Annotated in this window: 13 protein-coding genes and 1 pseudogene; 5 read left to right on the forward strand and 9 right to left on the reverse strand. The window is 59.8% G+C overall.

Annotated elements, in window-relative coordinates; translation table 11 throughout:
- Both A6B35_RS02430 and A6B35_RS35385 read left to right on the forward strand, forming a co-directional pair.
- Positions 1 to 1,677, forward strand: coding sequence for an AAA family ATPase (locus A6B35_RS02430; RefSeq protein ID WP_006206367.1), 1,677 nt, complete (start codon positions 1 to 3; stop codon positions 1,675 to 1,677).
- Positions 1,674 to 2,468: an HNH endonuclease family protein gene (locus tag A6B35_RS35385; protein ID WP_139032270.1), complete on the forward strand. Its 795-nt coding sequence runs from the start codon at positions 1,674 to 1,676 to the stop codon at positions 2,466 to 2,468. The genes A6B35_RS02430 and A6B35_RS35385 overlap by 4 nt, the downstream gene beginning before the upstream one ends.
- A 175-nt stretch (positions 2,469 to 2,643) precedes the next feature.
- Here the strand turns inward: A6B35_RS35385 and A6B35_RS36540 are convergent.
- Positions 2,644 to 2,787 (reverse strand): annotated as a pseudogene (locus tag A6B35_RS36540) (AsnC family transcriptional regulator); the annotation flags it as partial.
- 985 nt (positions 2,788 to 3,772) lie between these two features.
- On the opposite strand from A6B35_RS36540, the gene A6B35_RS34180 reads away from it, so the two are divergent.
- The gene (locus tag A6B35_RS34180; RefSeq protein WP_244426130.1) at positions 3,773 to 4,480 is read left to right on the forward strand and encodes a competence protein CoiA family protein; all 708 of its coding nucleotides are present in this window, start codon (positions 3,773 to 3,775) and stop codon (positions 4,478 to 4,480) included.
- Between the two features lie 813 nt (positions 4,481 to 5,293).
- Here the strand turns inward: A6B35_RS34180 and A6B35_RS02440 are convergent.
- The 4 genes from A6B35_RS02440 to A6B35_RS02455 form a co-directional block, all read right to left on the reverse strand.
- Positions 5,294 to 7,144 carry an AAA family ATPase gene (locus tag A6B35_RS02440; protein ID WP_006206364.1) on the reverse strand — a complete coding sequence of 617 codons (1,851 nt, stop codon included), beginning with the start codon at positions 7,142 to 7,144 and terminating at the stop codon, positions 5,294 to 5,296.
- Positions 7,144 to 7,359, reverse strand: a complete 216-nt coding sequence (locus A6B35_RS02445) for a helix-turn-helix transcriptional regulator (RefSeq protein ID WP_006206363.1) — start codon at positions 7,357 to 7,359, stop codon at positions 7,144 to 7,146. Before A6B35_RS02445 ends, A6B35_RS02440 begins: the two co-directional genes overlap by 1 nt.
- 113 nt (positions 7,360 to 7,472) lie before the next feature.
- On the reverse strand, positions 7,473 to 7,796 hold the full coding sequence (locus A6B35_RS02450) for a hypothetical protein (RefSeq protein WP_139032269.1): 324 nt from the start codon (positions 7,794 to 7,796) through the stop codon (positions 7,473 to 7,475).
- Positions 7,797 to 7,918: 122 nt separating this feature from the next.
- On the reverse strand, positions 7,919 to 9,166 hold the full coding sequence (locus A6B35_RS02455) for a tyrosine-type recombinase/integrase (RefSeq protein ID WP_006206361.1): 1,248 nt from the start codon (positions 9,164 to 9,166) through the stop codon (positions 7,919 to 7,921).
- A 593-nt stretch (positions 9,167 to 9,759) separates the two neighbouring features.
- On the opposite strand from A6B35_RS02455, the gene A6B35_RS35390 reads away from it, so the two are divergent.
- Entirely contained in the window at positions 9,760 to 9,978 is a 219-nt protein-coding gene (locus A6B35_RS35390) for a hypothetical protein (RefSeq protein WP_006206360.1), read from the forward strand.
- 321 nt (positions 9,979 to 10,299) lie between these two features.
- On the opposite strand, the gene A6B35_RS02465 is transcribed toward A6B35_RS35390, so the two are convergent.
- Together A6B35_RS02465 and recQ are read right to left on the reverse strand one after the other, a co-directional pair.
- Positions 10,300 to 11,190: an adenylate/guanylate cyclase domain-containing protein gene (locus tag A6B35_RS02465; RefSeq protein ID WP_006206359.1), complete on the reverse strand. Its 891-nt coding sequence runs from the start codon at positions 11,188 to 11,190 to the stop codon at positions 10,300 to 10,302.
- A gap of 132 nt (positions 11,191 to 11,322) precedes the next feature.
- Positions 11,323 to 13,188, reverse strand: a complete 1,866-nt coding sequence (recQ, locus tag A6B35_RS02470) for a DNA helicase RecQ (RefSeq protein ID WP_006206358.1) — start codon at positions 13,186 to 13,188, stop codon at positions 11,323 to 11,325.
- Positions 13,189 to 13,366: 178 nt separating this feature from the next.
- Between recQ and A6B35_RS02475 the strand changes: the two genes are divergently transcribed.
- Positions 13,367 to 13,990, forward strand: coding sequence for a LysE family translocator (locus A6B35_RS02475; protein ID WP_006206357.1), 624 nt, complete (start codon positions 13,367 to 13,369; stop codon positions 13,988 to 13,990).
- A 180-nt stretch (positions 13,991 to 14,170) separates the two neighbouring features.
- Here the strand turns inward: A6B35_RS02475 and A6B35_RS02480 are convergent, their stop codons facing one another.
- Complete coding sequence (locus A6B35_RS02480; protein ID WP_040584203.1) at positions 14,171 to 14,509, reverse strand: cupin domain-containing protein; 339 nt, start codon at positions 14,507 to 14,509, stop codon at positions 14,171 to 14,173.
- A 10-nt stretch (positions 14,510 to 14,519) separates the two neighbouring features.
- Positions 14,520 to 15,293 carry a 2-dehydro-3-deoxy-D-gluconate 5-dehydrogenase KduD gene (gene kduD, locus A6B35_RS02485; protein ID WP_006206355.1) on the reverse strand — a complete coding sequence of 258 codons (774 nt, stop codon included), beginning with the start codon at positions 15,291 to 15,293 and terminating at the stop codon, positions 14,520 to 14,522.
- Positions 15,294 to 15,481 lie beyond the last annotated feature (188 nt).

A 15,481-nucleotide genomic window follows, 5' to 3' on the forward strand; every position in this document is an offset into this window, starting at 1 on the left:
ATGCGCCTGGACAAGATCACGATCGGCAGCGCGAAGGACAGCCCGACCCATTGCTTCAAGAACCTGAAAGACGTCACTGTAGACTTCGATCAGAAGCACTGGATTACGGTTGTTATCGGCTGGAATGGCACCGGGAAATCCAACGTCCTTGAAGCCTTGGCTGTCTTGTTCCGTGATTTGATCCAGGGCGAACGCAGGCCTGCATACGCCTACAATCTGACCTACCGTATGGGCAGTGGCGATGAGACATTGCACATAAACATCGATGCGGACCCAGACAGGGACAGAGAAGCGCTGATAATCCACGTCGCGTCCGAAACTGAAGCGAGAGGCGCGGGAACGCTGACGCCGTTTATTGAAGGCGAACCGGAAACATCTCCTCTGCGGGGGAAAAAGGTGTCCCTCAAGGCGTTCTTCGACGGAGGGAAGCGACACCTGCCACAATTTGTTTTCGCTTACTACTCGGGCGAAAGTGACCGCCTCTATGAGGTGTTCAAGCCCTATCTGGAGACCTTTGACAGGCAGCTTCGTCAGGGCAAAAACCCGGGCTTGAAGCGGCTTTTCTATGCATTGCCAGTCCATAGCCAATTTGTCTTGTTGGCGTTCCTGATCCAGCAGTCAGACGAGGTTCGAGAATTCCTAGCCGACCATCTCGGTATTGATCCAGACGAAGGTATAGAATCAGTCCTGTTCGTCCTTCGTCAGCCACCTTGGACTTCCAAAGATGGCGACCCGCGATTTTGGTATGCAAAAGGCGTTGTCGCGAATTTCTTGAGCCGACTTCAGGACATTGCCCTTGCTCCGATAGAAACGAGCCGCCGCGTCGATGTGTCGATGTGGAGCAAGGAAACGCTTCAGTTCAAGTATCTCTACATCAAGGATATTGCGTCCCTGCGCGAGCTCGTCGGCGCACAGCGTCCGGCTGAGTTCTTCCGGGACATGGAAAGCACCCACGTCTCGCAGCTGATCGAAGAAGTGCGCATCCGCGTGCGCCTTACGAAAAACGACGGCACTGTAACATTTCGGGAGCTGAGCGAAGGCGAGCAGCAGCTCTTGACCGTACTTGGCTTGCTGAGATTCACGGCTGAAAGTGAAAGCCTCTTCCTTCTTGACGAGCCTGACACCCACCTCAACCCGCGCTGGGCGGTTGATTATCTCAGCTATCTCCGCAAGTTCGCCGGACAAAATGACGGTGATCGTGAAAACAGCCACATTCTGATCACGACGCATAATCCTTTGGCAATCGCCGAGCTCGCCAAAGAGCAGGTACAGATCCTATATCGGACGGCGGAATCAAGGATCGTTTCGGAAAATCCGGCGCTCGATCCCAAGGGAATGGGCTTTGCGAATATTGTCACAAGCGACATGTTTGGCTTGGGCACAAGTCTCGATCAGCAGACCAATGATGACCTGGTCGAATTGCATCACTTGTCTACCAAGACTGATTTGACGGATGAGGAGCGGACCCGCATCGCGGAATTGCGGAAAGGGCTCGAAGGCTTGGACTTCAATTTTGCGATGCGCGACAGGTTTGAGCAGGAATTTCTCAGAGCTCGGTTTGACTTGGCAAATGACGGAGAAATGGATGGCGCAATCGTAACTCCGGAGAACAAGGGAAGAGCGCTGCAGGCCCTGATCACCAGCCTGCTTTCAGATTTGCAGCAGGAACGCCCGTGAGGCTCATTGCAGTCGCGCTCCCCCCAAATTTGCCAAAAAAGTGGTCCAAAGTTTATGCTGGCCGGACTGCCGCACTTGCGGCCAAAGCTACCCATAAGCTACGCACTGAATATTTGGAGAAAAATGCGAGCTGGGGCCGCTTGAAATCGTGGCTATCGAATTTGAGCCATGAGAAGTGCTGGTATTGCGAAGGTAAGAGTCGTCGGTCGCCTTTCGACGTAGATCATTTCCGACCGAAACTTGGGGTCACCGTCGACGGCCAACCACTTCCCGGCGGTTTCGGCTACTATTGGCTTGCCTATGAGTGGTGGAACTTCCGCCTATCATGTCAGCGATGCAATCGGCCCGAGAAAATAGATCGAACTACCCGCCGAGGTAAGTGGAACGAATTCCCGATTGAATCTGAGCACACGCGTTGCGCTCCTACCTCAATCACGGTGGATCAAGAAGCGCCCCGCTTCCTTGACCCCTGTGTGCAATCGGATTGCGATCTATTGGCGCATGGCATCGACGGTGAAGTGAAGCCTGCAAGCCCGCCCGGCACATGGGAGCATGAGCGTGCGCGATACACGATTGAGCAACTGGGTTTCAACGATTGGAATGTGCCGGAAGATCGAAAGAGGGATTGGCAAGGTTTGTCTTTGCTCGTCAAGTTGGCAGGTGATGCGCCTCCCGCAGACGTAGTGACCCATGTCAGCCGGTACCTAGATCAGGACCAGGAGTATTCGCGCTTTTTTCGTTCGGCAATTGGCACTCACCGCGACAAGCAATGGATTGAAGCGCTTCTGTAATTTTGTCGTCCCATCCTACGTACACGTCAGAGCTTGAATCAATTTCAAACGCCCGCTTGCCTAGACAAGCTTTTAGAAAGTCGCATGCGCGGCGAAGACAGCACGGACTCGGCCTTGAGCATTGACCTCTCCGAGATATTCGCTGCCCGTCATGCCAGCGATGAGCCAGGTACGGCAGTACAGCATCGAGATCTGTCAACGAGGCGGCGCCAAGCTCGACCACTTGATCGCAGTAACCGTTGGTGAATTCGACGGGTGAGACTTCAGAGATGCCGCGCAGCGCCTGAACCAAACAGTCGGCTGCATGACCCTCCATCTCAAATCAGCATCATACCGCGCGGATGCGCTAATCGTCTGCGTCGGCGCTCAGCCCGAACGCGAGCTGACGACTGGTTTTCCTGGGATGTGGCGTATGGAATTTCCTTTCCAAGGATAAAGAACCCTCCATTTAAAGGTGAAGTACCCTTCAATGGTAGAGATTGCCCGATACTACACCACGAGCCGAAGCCGGCATTGGATGATGCTCTTTTCGTGCGTTTAGAAGAACAGGGAGTGACTATGGGGGGCTTTGGCGTGCTTTTTGCGTCGTCTTGAGCCGACAAATGCCCGGACAGCGGTGCTTCACGCCTGACAGGTGCGCCCATACCGGCAGCGCTAGCCAGCTACGCGACAGGGTGACGTTGGCTCACAGAGTCCAGACTGATGAAGGCGAAACGCGTTGGGAGGGGCCGGTCCCAATTTGCGGCATGGGAGGGGTCCCCTTCTGGAGTGAGCTTGCTTCGAAATCGCGCAAGATTTCTTCTGACTTCTTCATAGCGTGCGGTCCGCGGGAGATTTGACCGCTGAGTGGCACAACCGCTTGTGGGCATTCCCGACGGCAGGATCGCTCATTGGCCATTGTCAGGCTTTCTCGGCAACGACAGGGGCGTTCTACAATCTTGCCACCTCTTACGCGGCGGTTGCGCGCCTTCCCGACAGACTTGACTGAACCGGCCGATTGGATGATTTTTAGTGCGTGCTTTGAGAAGAAGCGGCGCCGGGCATTTTCTGAGCCGTATGATAACCGACGACGGTCTGACCTCACGTCGAAGATAAAAAGAAACAGCACCAGCTCAGGCTGGCCGCGCTGCCGACATAGCTTCCCAAACAAGAATCTGGCCGCCGCCTGCGATGGCGTGCGGCCCTGAACGCTTATGGAGAAGAGCATGCGGTTTGCATTGGTGAACGATATTCGGTGCGAGGCATCGCCTGGAATGATCGCTTTCTGCCCGGGCTGTTCGCGGCCAATGACTGCAAGGTGCGGAATGCAAAGGGTCTGGCATTGGGCGCATCGCGGCAACAGGAACTGCGATCCGTGGTGGGAGCCGGAAACCCCGTGGCATCGCGGCTGGAAGGACAAATTTCCAGCGGGATGGCAGGAGGTGATCCAGCGTGACGAGGCAGGTGAAAAACATATTGCAGATGTGAAAACCGAGTATGGCTTGGTCATCGAGTTCCAGCATTCGCACTTGCCGGCACAGGAGATGGCAGCACGCGAGGTGTTCCATCGAAATATGGTCTGGGTCGTGGATGGAATGAGGCTGAAGAGAGATCGATCCCGGTTTCTTCAAGGTCGAAGGCTTTTCAGGCTGATACCCCGAACAAGCATTTTCATTACACCTAGCCCAGAAGCGTGCTTCCCTATCGCGTGGGCTAAATGCACTGCGCCTGTGTTCTTCGACTTTGAAGGTGTCGCGGCAACAAGTGAGCCGTCAGGACCAAATCCCAGCATGCTCTGGTGTTTGTTGCCGGAACGCGTCGAAGGGCATGCCATCGTTGCGGCGCTGCCGGCAAGTGCATTCATAAATGCGGCGCGGAAGCGTGCGGAGATCTTTCCAGGTCAAGCGATATTGGGAATAGTCGCCACCAGATTCAGGTATGAGCGGGCGCTTGAGGCCAGCGGTTGGGCTTATGCACCTCCTCCGCGCCGCCGGAGACCGTTCCGCCGTAGTCGCAGGATGAGGGACACTTAAGGAACCAGAGGAGCGCCATGACGATAGAAGCTGGCAAAGTCAGACCGGTATCTGTGAGCGCAGCATCGGCCGCCTGCCGAACCGAGAGACAGGATCGGACAGCAGCCCTACGTAATGTCGAACGCGTCGAGAAATGCTGCCTCATCGCGGCTAAATTGCTCCGGCGATGATTGCCAGTCACGACCGGGCGCCAATTTGTCGAGACGTTTAGCCAAGGCGACGCGTTGGGATTGGCGCACTAGTGCTTGGCCGCTTCCAATTGCTCGACTCGCTTTAGGCTACCTGACACGGGACGCCAAGTTCCTTTCATTTCCGAATTTTACCGAAAACGAATCTATCTGGGTTGATGGCGCTTGAGACCAAGGGCAGACAATTGGACAATCTTGACACGGCCTGCAAGCGGGATTGGTCCGGTGGAATGCACCCGGTTTCTGACAAGGGAGTGGGAAAGCTGCCGAACTACCTCAGGGAACCGTCCCCCGAGAGACCGGCAGTTCCCAGTCGTCTGCTCGCTATGTGGGTGTCAGCGTAGCATTCGTTTCTTCACGCTGTGGCCGCACGAAGCCGGGGGTCATGGCGGGGAGTGACGACGTTGCTGGCTTCGAACCCTTGATCTGCAGGGGATAGCGGCGGTGGTTGTCACCGCCTAACCTGCTTTTCCGCCAGGCGGGATTCTCCACGTGAAGAAAAATAATGGTTTAACCGGGTTAGGGACTAAACCCCCTAAACTTTCATTTCCTACGTATCTATCAAAGCGCCAGGGCGGGCGCCCTCCAGGGTTTAGCGCCCTAACGCCCTAGGGTGGCTAAAGATCTAAAGTCTATTCCTTTCACGGACCCTGTCGCTGCGGCTGCGGCGCGAAATGGCTCGTTCGTCACCGCGCTCCCGAATTTCTTTGACAATTTGCGACACGCGGCCGGGGGAGACGTTCATCTCCCGCGCGATGTCCTTCTGTTTCATTCCCCCTTTCAGCATTTCACGCACCTTTTCCGCCTGCACGTCGCGCATCGGTTCAGCGAGCCATTTCGCTCGGTCGCCCTCAGTAGAGAACCGTAGGCGCATCGACTCGGCAGCCTTGCCGTAGAAGTCCCGACTCTTCTCAAAAGTCAGATCGAAGACGCTCTCGGTTTCGGTGCACGCCTCGGGCTGCTTCTTCAGCTTGATAATGGTATCCATCACATCCTCGCGCTTGGACGTCCCGCGCTGCTGGCCCGACTTTCCCGAATGGTGCAGCACGATGATTGTGCGGCCGTGCCATCGGTGGTCAAGAAGCCATGCTTGTATCGGCGCCCAAGACTCGGCGTCGTTCTCAATTCCAGAGCGCACCATGGTCGAGAGGGTGTCAATTATCACTAGGTCCGGACGGCACTGTTCGATGATGCGGTCCATTTCCTGACGCCCCTTGTCATCCCCGAGATTGGGCATGGTTTGGCGGCGCAGCAGACAGGTGTCTCGGCTAAGAATATGAAGCATGCCAGGCGGGCTGGGTCGGAACTTCTTTAGTCGACCTTGCACCGACCTCCCCGATAGCTCGCCCTCAACGTAGAGTACACGGGCGGCACCGCCCGGACATTTCCAGCCGAGGAGACCGCGCCCACCTGCAACAGCCTTGGCGATGGCACCCGCGAGCCAGGTCTTGCCCTCGCCCCTGGGTGCGTAGATCATCGCGAGCCCCGGTAGAGGCAGCCATGGATCCAAGAGCAGGTCTCTCGTCGGGAATTCGAGTTCCATGAACTTGGATTCTTCAAGCGCTAATATTGACCCGGAGGATTTCCAGCCGTTGTGGATGTCGAGCGCCGCTTGCCAGCAGCCTTCAGGATCATTGCCCTGGAGTACGTCGTTCCAGTCAAGACCTTGCGACGCCGGCAGAGCAATGCGTACTCGGCTGCCTTTGACCCGAACCTGCTTCGCGAATATGGCGGCCGCCTTTTGGCCTGGCTCGTCGTTGTCAGCTGCGACTATGTACTCGCGCGCTCGTGGCAAGCGCAGCTTCTCCATGCTGCCAGCCGACAATGCTGCCCCACCAGGAAAGCCACTGATCTGCATTGCGCTGAGAACCGTCTCAATTCCCTCGCCGACGATGAACGGCTTTTCTGGATCAGACTCTTGGAGGACAACAAGGCCGCCTGCAACTTTGCCGTACATGCGCCGCACATTGCCGTTCTTGCCAACGGCGTTTTTCTTGGCGTCGGCCGTCAGATAGGTCACGTGTGCTGCAACGACCTGGCCGTCCTTATTGGTGATGGGTGCTATCATGGCAGGAAGCTTCGTGCCGGTGATCGCGGACATTATGCCCCTGTCGACCAACTTCAGCGTCGGGGGTGAGCGCCTTATTCCACGCCCCTGTAAATAGTCGTTCGGACGTCCAGTTGATTTCTCAGCGGCATTCAGCAATTTCCTGGCGGTCCGCTCTGTCTGGTTCGTATCTGTGTTCGCTGGGGGGCGAAGCCGGACTCTATCGCTTGTTTTCGACCAGAGGCCGTGCTGCCGCAGTGCAGCGATCACGTTCTCTTGTGAGCAACCGGCATGGCAGCGGACGACAACGCCCTTGCGGCCGTTGCCGACGTGCAGTGATGGGTTCTGGTCGTGGTGAGCCGGACACCGACACATTCCTGTCCGCTCGTTGCCGCCGAGCTTGGTGATGATTTCGTTCGCTGTGGTCATCAGAGCGCGCCCTTTGTGCTTCGGGCAGAAATCCGCGCCTGCTGCCAGCTTGCGACCTCATGGGCCAACCACACCTTCCGGCGATCAGAAATCCGCACGGGCGCCGGGTACAGGCCCCGCCGGATCAATTCGGCCCTCTGAGTTTTCCTAAGCCCATCCAGGGCAGACAGTTCCGCCTCTCGCAGAACGCGCTGCGGTTCGGGGATTTCGGTCATGATGCAGGTCTCCTTACCAAACGTCAGCGGGTTGCTTGGCGCACCGCTGAGGCCCGTTATGGAGCGACACGGATGGCGGGAAAACTGTTCTGAGAGCGCGAACTATACCTTGACTATTTTTCGCGCTGTTTTTGTTTGGGCACGATTGCGTTCAGCTCTTCGGCGACTCTCTGTAGGACATGGAGGTCGCGTCGCGCTGGGTAGAACTTCCGCTTCAAGGTTGTTGCAAATTTCTCAGGGTCGGGCCGGTCTGGATCGTCACCGTGAAGCATTTCGTATGCGTCGTTAAGCGCGCGCTTGAGCGGCGCACTGTTGCCCAAGCGCTTGTGCTCGGCCCTTTGCTCCTCGATCCAATCGGCCAAATGCATTCCTTCGTAGTAGGGAAGATCGCCACGGGATGGCCTCCCCGGACCTATGGGGACGATCTCACCTGCCATGTGGGAGACTTCGTGTAGACCATACTTGCGAACGAGCCGTCTCAGACATTTGAGATCAGTCTCCGACCATTCCGGCTCGTCGGTTTTCGCCTGAAACTCAGGCTCGGCTTGCCTATCGCGCCTCATCCCGCAGCCCTCATCGGCACCACCTTGCCAACTGGCGCAGGGCTCTGGCAGAACCGCGCCCAGTCGGCCATCAACCGCACGCGCTTCTCGAATAGGTCGCCACGGCGATAGGCTCGCTCGACCGCATTGCCGATTGTGTGTGCCAGCGCTTGCTCCACAACGTGGTTGGGATAGCCAGTCAACTCCGCAGCCCAGTCGCGGAACGTCGAGCGGAAGCCGTGAACGGTTACGTCCTTGCGCCCCATGCGCTTCAGCACCGCCGCCATAGCCATATTCGACATGCCATTCGTCCGAGCGCCAATGAATACAAACGAATTGCCTTTCTCACGGGGAAGCCACTTAAGGATTTGGCATGTGCGATCTGATAGAGGAACACGGTGTTCCTTGCCCGCCTTCATCCGTCCGGCGGGGATCGTCCAGACCATTCCATCAAGGTCAATTTCGTCCCACGTTGCGCCCAGGACCTCGCCCGTCCGCGCTGCTGTCAGGATCGTGAATTCCAAGGCTTGGGCCGCAACCCCATCCCGTTCCGCCAACGCTGCAATGAAAGGCGGAAGCTCCACATATGCCATCGCGGCATGGTGCTGGACCCGCTGTATCTGACCACGGGCAGTTAGCACGTTTTCCAGATGCCCACGCCAGCGGGCAGGATTATCGCCTTCGCGATAGCCGCGCGTCGTGGCCCAATCCAGCACGTTCTCGATTCGACCGCGAACGCGATTGGCGGTTTCTGGAACGGCCCTCCAAATGCTCTTACCGTGGCGCTGGGGATGCTCCCGTTCCAAAGCCTTCAGAACAAGGCCGGTATCCACGTGAGCGACTGACACGTTCCCGAAGACCGGGAACACGTAGTCCCGCATCGTAGAGAGGAACTGTGCGGCCGCCTTGCTATTCTTCCAGCGCGGTTCGTTCTGTTCGGAATATTGCCGCGCGGCTTTCTCGAAAGTGATGGCTTTGGCGGCTTCAACAGCAAGAGCTGCCCGCGCAGCCCGCCGCGCATCGATTGGATCTATACCGTCAGCAAGTTTCTGTCTGGCCGCCCGAGCTCGTTCCCGAGCTTCCTTCAAGCTGAAGTCGCCAAGCGATCCCAGGCCGTGGAACCGCTCTCGCCCATTTAGCTCATATCGGAGCAGCCAACTCTTCGTGCCGGCGCGACCGACCTGTAAGTAGAGGCCGCGTGTCTCCGGGTCACGGTAGCGACCGGGTGCATTCAGTTTCGCAATCCGCTTAGAAGTCAGTGCCATGGGTCCATATGCCCCTTGTGTCGCCCCCGCTTCAACCCCCGACTTGGCCAGCGGAAATAAGCGGGTGCTATCGACGCTTAGCGACGAAGACATAGTGGAAACAATCGGTGTTACAACGGCTTAGGAAGCGTTTGCCGGCAGACTCCGGCAGCCACCGAGCTAAGCTGAGGCGGCCTCCCTCTCCGCCATCGCACTGAGCTAACTATTTGTTCTGATTACCCTTTCCGTCTCGGTGAGGCCGACGACTGCATCTCTGACTGCACGATCTGTCGTCGAGGGCGAGAAGTTCCAGCACTTTCCGAACCAGGCAACCCGGCCACTAAGGCGGGCGCGCGCGCAGGCTTGCGCAGCACGCTGGGGGACGTCTCTGCCGCTGGCGAAAGGCCGAGCTGATGAGGCGGTTCAAGCAGAGGATCCGACCACCAGCAGCACTTCAATAACGGGTCTCGGACGACGCGATCTGGATGCGATGACATTGACGGGATCACAGATCAGGCGCAGGTTGAGCGCGCCGACCGAGAGCTGGCAGGCCCGGCCGGGACCGCGTGTGCGATGAAAACCTCGAGCAGCATGGAGACTGACGGGAGGAAGAAATGAGCAGGGTCAAGGACGTCTGCGATCGAGCACGATCGCTATGGCTGCGGGTGGTGCGATCGACCCACCCTGTCGACGATGTCGAGAACAACGGGCTGTATCGGCTGATCGACGGCAAAAACAAGGTCAACACCGGCACCAATTTCGAGGCGTCCCGCTTCGACATCGAGACCCGTCTATCGCGGTGGGAGAGCTACAAGCCGCCGAACGTTAACTGAAAACTATTCCGGTTCGGAGTACTCGCGACCCTATCTCGCCAGGGCTGCCATGTCCCGCTTCCTTCTGGGGAGCGCGAAACCTTCGCAACGGGTTCGCGGCTACCTGGCAAATGTCGCCCCCGTAGACGGAAAGAATTATCTGGTTCCGGTCGATGCCGAATTGACGGCCCCGGCACATCTCAAGACCCGCACCTTCCGGCCAAAGTCGTGATAGCTCAGCAAAGTCGTCCGGATAGGACGCCCTGGCCTTCGCGATATAGAAGAGCTCGTCACCCTGTGCAGGCCGCTTGAAGCCAGTCGCGGCCAACGAGTCCGGCCTGGTCAGTCCGAGACAATTTCGTAGTGAAGAACCTGGGCGTCGTCGAGGGACAACCTCAGTCCAGGCGAGATGACGCCGGAGCCGAAGAGGAGAATATCTTCGCGGCGCACGAATACTTCATGGCCGGGTCCCATCGACACAAATGTGCCCGACGAGCTTCGCTCGATAAGCCGGGCCTTGCCATTCGAAATGGAGAAGGTCGCGTGGTGCCTTGAGACCCAGGGCCGCTCGACGACGATATTGCATTCAGGAGATCGGCCGATCGTCACGAGTTCGTTGTTTCGGCAGGATAGCAATTGATCTCCATAGCGGATGACCAGATTGATCTGCCGCGGTGGGGCGAAGCGCCTGTCGATAATGGTGCCCCGGCTGGCGATCTGCGTACCGAGGGCCCCATCGTCGCTCCTCAGGGTATAGACATCGAAGAGTTCTTGCTTCCCCTTGAAGGCCATTTTGTCGAGGAGCCGCAAGGCACTGCGGCTGCCCGCGGAAAGGGCTTCGAAGAAGCTCTGGCTGATCAGCACCTCGCCGGGGTTTGCGGTGGTGGACAACCTTGCGGTGACATTGACAACGTCGCCGAATACCGCGCTCCGCGCGCGAATGACCGCCCCGAAATGCAATCCGATCCGGGCGTTCAGCGGCCCGTTCGTCAGTTGGCGGCTGATTTGGCAGACGGCCCTAAGCGCCCCCTCTGGCCTCTCGAACAGGCTGAGCACATCGTCGCCCTTCGAGTAAATGAAATCACCGCCGTGCCGGGCGACAATCTCGCGTATCGCGTCAAGGCAATCCGAGACCTGCTGCAGGGCGGCATCGTCGCCGATGCGCTCATAGAGGGGCGTGCTGCCCACGACATCAGCTAAGAGGACTGCGGCTAGAAGTCTTTCCTGATCCATCGATCTCGTATCCGCCCCGAGAACGCAGCGTTATAACACACCAAAGTTGCCTTTAACTTATCTAATTGCGCGCCTGGGACCGGGGCGGTGCTTTGGCGTGATCGTCTCGGACGGACAGGGGTCTGCCTTCACTCATCTCGCCAAATCACCCGCTTCTCCCACCTGATTTCCTTCGTGCGCGGCGATTGCGCCCAGAAATATCTCCCCAAACTCCTTGAGCTTCGCCGCCCCGACACCGTTCACTTCGGCGAAGGCGTCGAGGTCGCTTGGGCAGCGCGCGGCCATGTCGATCAGCGTGCGATCGGAGAAGATCACATAGGCCGGCACCTGGCGCTCCTTGGCGAGCCGCAGCCGCAATGTCTTGAGCGCCGCCAGCAACGAGGCATCCAGGCCTTCCGTGTCCATGGCGGCACCCTGGGCGGAACGCATTTTGCCGCGGCGCAGCCGCGTCTCGACGCGGTAGAGGAACGGGATCTCGCCACGGCCAAGCGCCTGGCCCTTCTCGGCGATGGCGAGGCCGCCATGGCCGCCCGGATCCGGCATCAGAAACCCGCCTGCTGCGAGCTGTCGTATGAGCGACAGCCAGAAATCCTTCTTGTGCGCCACGCCGCTGCCGAAGCTGGCGAGCCTGTGATGGCTCCTGGCCAGGATCTTCTCGGTTTCATGGCGTAGCAGGACATCGATGACATGGGCGGCGCCGAAGCGTTCGCCGGTTTCGGCGATGGCCGCCAGGATGAACCGCGCCTCGGCGGCGCCATCGGCGCGCGGCACCTGATCCAGGCAGTTGTCGCAGTTGCCACAGGACGAGGCTTCCTCCCCGAAATAACCGAGCAGCACCTGGCGCCGGCACTCGGCTGTCTCGCAATAGCCGATCAAGGTGTCGAGCCGGCCATGCGAGCGCCTCTTGTGCTCCGCCGGCGTTGCTTCGTCCTCGATGAAAAGCCGACGCATGCGGATGTCGCCGAGGCCGAAAAGCATGCGCGCCTCCGCCGGCCGCCCGTCGCGACCGGCGCGGCCGATCTCCTGGTAGTAGGCCTCCAGGCTGCCCGGCAGATCGGTGTGAAACACATAGGCGACATCGGGCTTGTCGATACCCATGCCGAAGGCGATGGTCGCCACCATCACGACGCCGGGCGAGGTCATGAAGGCGTTTTGATTCGCTTCACGCGCGTCCTTGCTCATGCCGGCATGATAGGCGAGCGCGGTGACGCCGTTCTTCTCGAGGAACGCCGCCACATCCTCCGTCTTCTTGCGCGACAGGCAGTAGACGATGCCGCTGCGGCCGGCATGGCGCCGCACGAAATCCAGCAGCTGGCGCTTGCTGTCCTGCTTGGGCTCGATGCCGAGCTTGATGTTCGGCCGGTCGAAACCCAGCACCAGCGTTTCGACGCGCCCGGCAAACAGCCGCGCCTCTATATCGGTGCGCGTGGCCTCGTCCGCGGTCGCCGTCAGCGCTATGATCGGCACTTTCGGAAAAATGTCGCGCAGCCGCGACAGCTCCTCATATTCGCGCCGGAACGCCGGCCCCCATTGCGAGATGCAATGCGCCTCGTCGATGGCGATCAGGCTGATGTCCAGCCTGGCAAGCGCCTCGAGCATGCGATCGGTCATCAGCCGTTCCGGCGCGAGATAGAGCAGCCGCGTCTGGCCCGCAGCGACGCGCCGCCATGCCGCGACATTGGCCTCGCGGTCGAAAGAGGAATTGATCGTGTCGGCGGCAACGCCGGCAAGGCGCAGCGCCGCGACCTGATCCTGCATCAGCGCCACCAGCGGCGAAACGACGATGGTGAGCCCGCCCAGGACCAGTGCCGGCACCTGGTAGCAGAGCGACTTGCCCGCACCCGTCGGCATGACGGCCAGCACGTGACGCCCGGCCAGCAACGCCTCCGTCACGGCAGCCTGGCCGGGGCGGAAATCGTCGAAGCCGAACACATCCTTCAGGACGCGCCGCTTGGGATCCCGCCCCTCAAGCGGGATACCCGCCGTCGATATGTGCATTGAGAGTGATTCCCGGTTTGGCTGAGGCACTTTCTTAAGGCGAAGATCACCGGAAGGCCATCCGGGCTGGCATCGCCAAAATCGCGGCGAGCCGGCCCGGCGCCATTTTTGCTGCTTCATTGCCTTTCCGTGCAAAGGGTGGCTTCCTGTCTCGATCGCGAGCGGAGGACTCCCGGCAATGATCGATCTGGCTACATTGGCTACCTATGTCGCGGTCGTACTCGGCTTCGTTTTCATTCCGGGCCCGGCGACCCTGCTCACCGTGGCGCGGGCGACGAGTTCGGGAACCAAGGTCGGGATCGCCACCGGCGCCGGCATCGCGGCGGGCGACGTGGTTCACACCTTCATGGCGATCATCGGCATCTCGGCCGTCATCGCCACCTCGGCGATGTTGTTCAGCATCATCAAATATATTGGCGCGGCCTATCTCGTTTACCTGGGCATCCGCGCCATTCTCGAAAAGGCCCCGGCCAATCCGGCAGGCAGCCTGCCGATATCGGCAGGCAAGGCGTTCCGGCAGGCCATCGTGACCGAGGTGCTGAACCCGAAGACCGCGCTGTTCTTCCTGGCGTTTCTGCCCCAGTTCGTGCATCCGGATAACGGATGGGTGGTCCTGCAGCTGATGGTCCTGGGTGCGGTCTTCGTCCTGCTCGGCCTCTTCAGCACCGTGGTCTTCGCTGTCTCCGCCGGAGGCCTGGGCCGTTTCCTGCGCCGCAACCCCGCCGTGCTGAGATGGCAGGGCAAGGTGGTCGGCGGCATCTACTGCGCCCTGGGCCTACGCCTGGCGCTGCAGCAGCGTTGAGCCGGCGTCCCATCACCGACCGCAGCACCGCCTCTCGTTAAGCTTATCTTCACCCTGTTGCGGCACGGTTGCGGTCCTGCGGCGATGTTTTGAGTACCGCGGCGCCACAAGCGCCCAGGCAACACACCCGCGCCTCTCCGGAGGCGCGGGTTTTCCATTTCTGGAACGGCCCGAAAACGGTCAGCCGAGGAAATCGGCGCGCTGCGGCGTGAAACTGTCGACCAGGCGTCCGGCCTCGAGTGCCTTGACGCCATGCACCAGATTGGACGGGACGATGAAGCTGCTGCCCGCATCCAGAATTTCACTCCTGCCGTCGATGGTAACCTCGAAGCGGCCTTCGGCGACATAGCTCGCCTGCACATGCGGATGCGAATGCAGCACGCCGATGCCGCCCTTGTCGAAGGCGAACTCGACCATCATCAGCTCGTCAGTCGTGAGCAGGACGCGCCTGCGGTTGCCGTCGGGCGTCGGCGTCCATGCGCCATCGCCGGCATGCCGGAAGAGTTTCGTCGCGGTCATTTGCTCGTCCTCATCGCGCCAGCCAGCCGCCATCCACCGGCACCACGGCGCCATGCATATAGTTGGACGCCGGCGCCAGCAGGAAGACGGCTGCATCGCCGATATCCTCCGGTTCGCCCCAGCGTCCCGCTGGAATGCGTGCCAGGATGGCGGCGCTGCGGTCGGGATCGGCGCGCAGCGCCTCGGTATTGTTGGTCTCGATATAGCCCGGCGCGATGGCGTTGACGTTGATGCCTTTTGCCGCCCACTCGCAGGCGAGCAGCCTGGTGATGCCGAGCACGCCATGCTTGGAGGCAGTGTAGGAGGCGACCCGGATGCCACCCTGGAAGCTGAGCACCGAGGCGATGTTGACGATCTTGCCGCGCCGGCCCGGATCGGCAAGCACGCGCCTGGCAAAGCCCTGGCTGAGCATGAAAACCGTCTTCAGGTTGACTTCGAGGACATCGTCCCAGTCGGTCTCGCTCAGGTCGACGGCGTCGGCGCGCCGGATGATGCCGGCATTGTTGACCAGCCCGTCGAGCGGCCCGCTTTCATCCCAGACCCGGTCGAGCATCGCCTGGGCAGCCACCGGGTCGCCAAGGTCGCAGTGCACCGCCTCGAAACTTCCGCCTACCGCCGCAACCTTCCCCGCCGTTTCAGCCATCGCCGAGCGGCCGACGCCGACCACAAAGCCGCCGACGCGCGCTATCGAGACGGCGATGCCCTGGCCGATGCCGGTGTTGGCACCGGTGACCAGGATACGCTTGCCGGTAAGGCTGAAGGCTGAGAGGTCGGTCTTGCTCATTGTATCCAGCGCCCGCCCGTCATTGGATGTCTCGCAAACAGCCCGTCAGAGTCGATAGGCCTTCTTGGCAAGTGTGTAGGCCAATTCCCCGGCCCGCTCATGCGCCTCGCCCTCACGCAGCCTGTGCTCGACGACGAGACGCGCCAGATATGCGCAAAAGCGGCTCCTTCGGGGTCGGGTATCGGTAT

This window comes from Mesorhizobium amorphae CCNWGS0123, from assembly GCF_001686985.1.
Taxonomy (GTDB): domain Bacteria; phylum Pseudomonadota; class Alphaproteobacteria; order Rhizobiales; family Rhizobiaceae; genus Mesorhizobium; species Mesorhizobium amorphae.

What these genes read in the sequence shown, in the direction of transcription:
- A6B35_RS34180 (WP_244426130.1), top strand. Translation starts at nt 3,773, where the DNA reads ATGCAAAGGGTCTGGCATTGGGCGCATCGCGGCAACAGGAACTGCGAT.
- A6B35_RS02465 (WP_006206359.1), bottom strand. Translation starts at nt 11,190, where the DNA reads ATGGATCAGGAAAGACTTCTAGCCGCAGTCCTCTTAGCTGATGTCGTG.
- kduD (WP_006206355.1), bottom strand. Translation starts at nt 15,293, where the DNA reads ATGAGCAAGACCGACCTCTCAGCCTTCAGCCTTACCGGCAAGCGTATC.
- A6B35_RS02455 (WP_006206361.1), bottom strand. Translation starts at nt 9,166, where the DNA reads ATGGCACTGACTTCTAAGCGGATTGCGAAACTGAATGCACCCGGTCGC.
- A6B35_RS02480 (WP_040584203.1), bottom strand. Translation starts at nt 14,509, where the DNA reads ATGACCGCGACGAAACTCTTCCGGCATGCCGGCGATGGCGCATGGACG.
- A6B35_RS02440 (WP_006206364.1), bottom strand. Translation starts at nt 7,144, where the DNA reads ATGACCACAGCGAACGAAATCATCACCAAGCTCGGCGGCAACGAGCGG.
- A6B35_RS35390 (WP_006206360.1), top strand. Translation starts at nt 9,760, where the DNA reads ATGAGCAGGGTCAAGGACGTCTGCGATCGAGCACGATCGCTATGGCTG.
- A6B35_RS02475 (WP_006206357.1), top strand. Translation starts at nt 13,367, where the DNA reads ATGATCGATCTGGCTACATTGGCTACCTATGTCGCGGTCGTACTCGGC.
- A6B35_RS02450 (WP_139032269.1), bottom strand. Translation starts at nt 7,796, where the DNA reads ATGGCAGGTGAGATCGTCCCCATAGGTCCGGGGAGGCCATCCCGTGGC.
- recQ (WP_006206358.1), bottom strand. Translation starts at nt 13,188, where the DNA reads ATGCACATATCGACGGCGGGTATCCCGCTTGAGGGGCGGGATCCCAAG.
- A6B35_RS02430 (WP_006206367.1), top strand. Translation starts at nt 1, where the DNA reads ATGCGCCTGGACAAGATCACGATCGGCAGCGCGAAGGACAGCCCGACC.
- A6B35_RS02445 (WP_006206363.1), bottom strand. Translation starts at nt 7,359, where the DNA reads ATGACCGAAATCCCCGAACCGCAGCGCGTTCTGCGAGAGGCGGAACTG.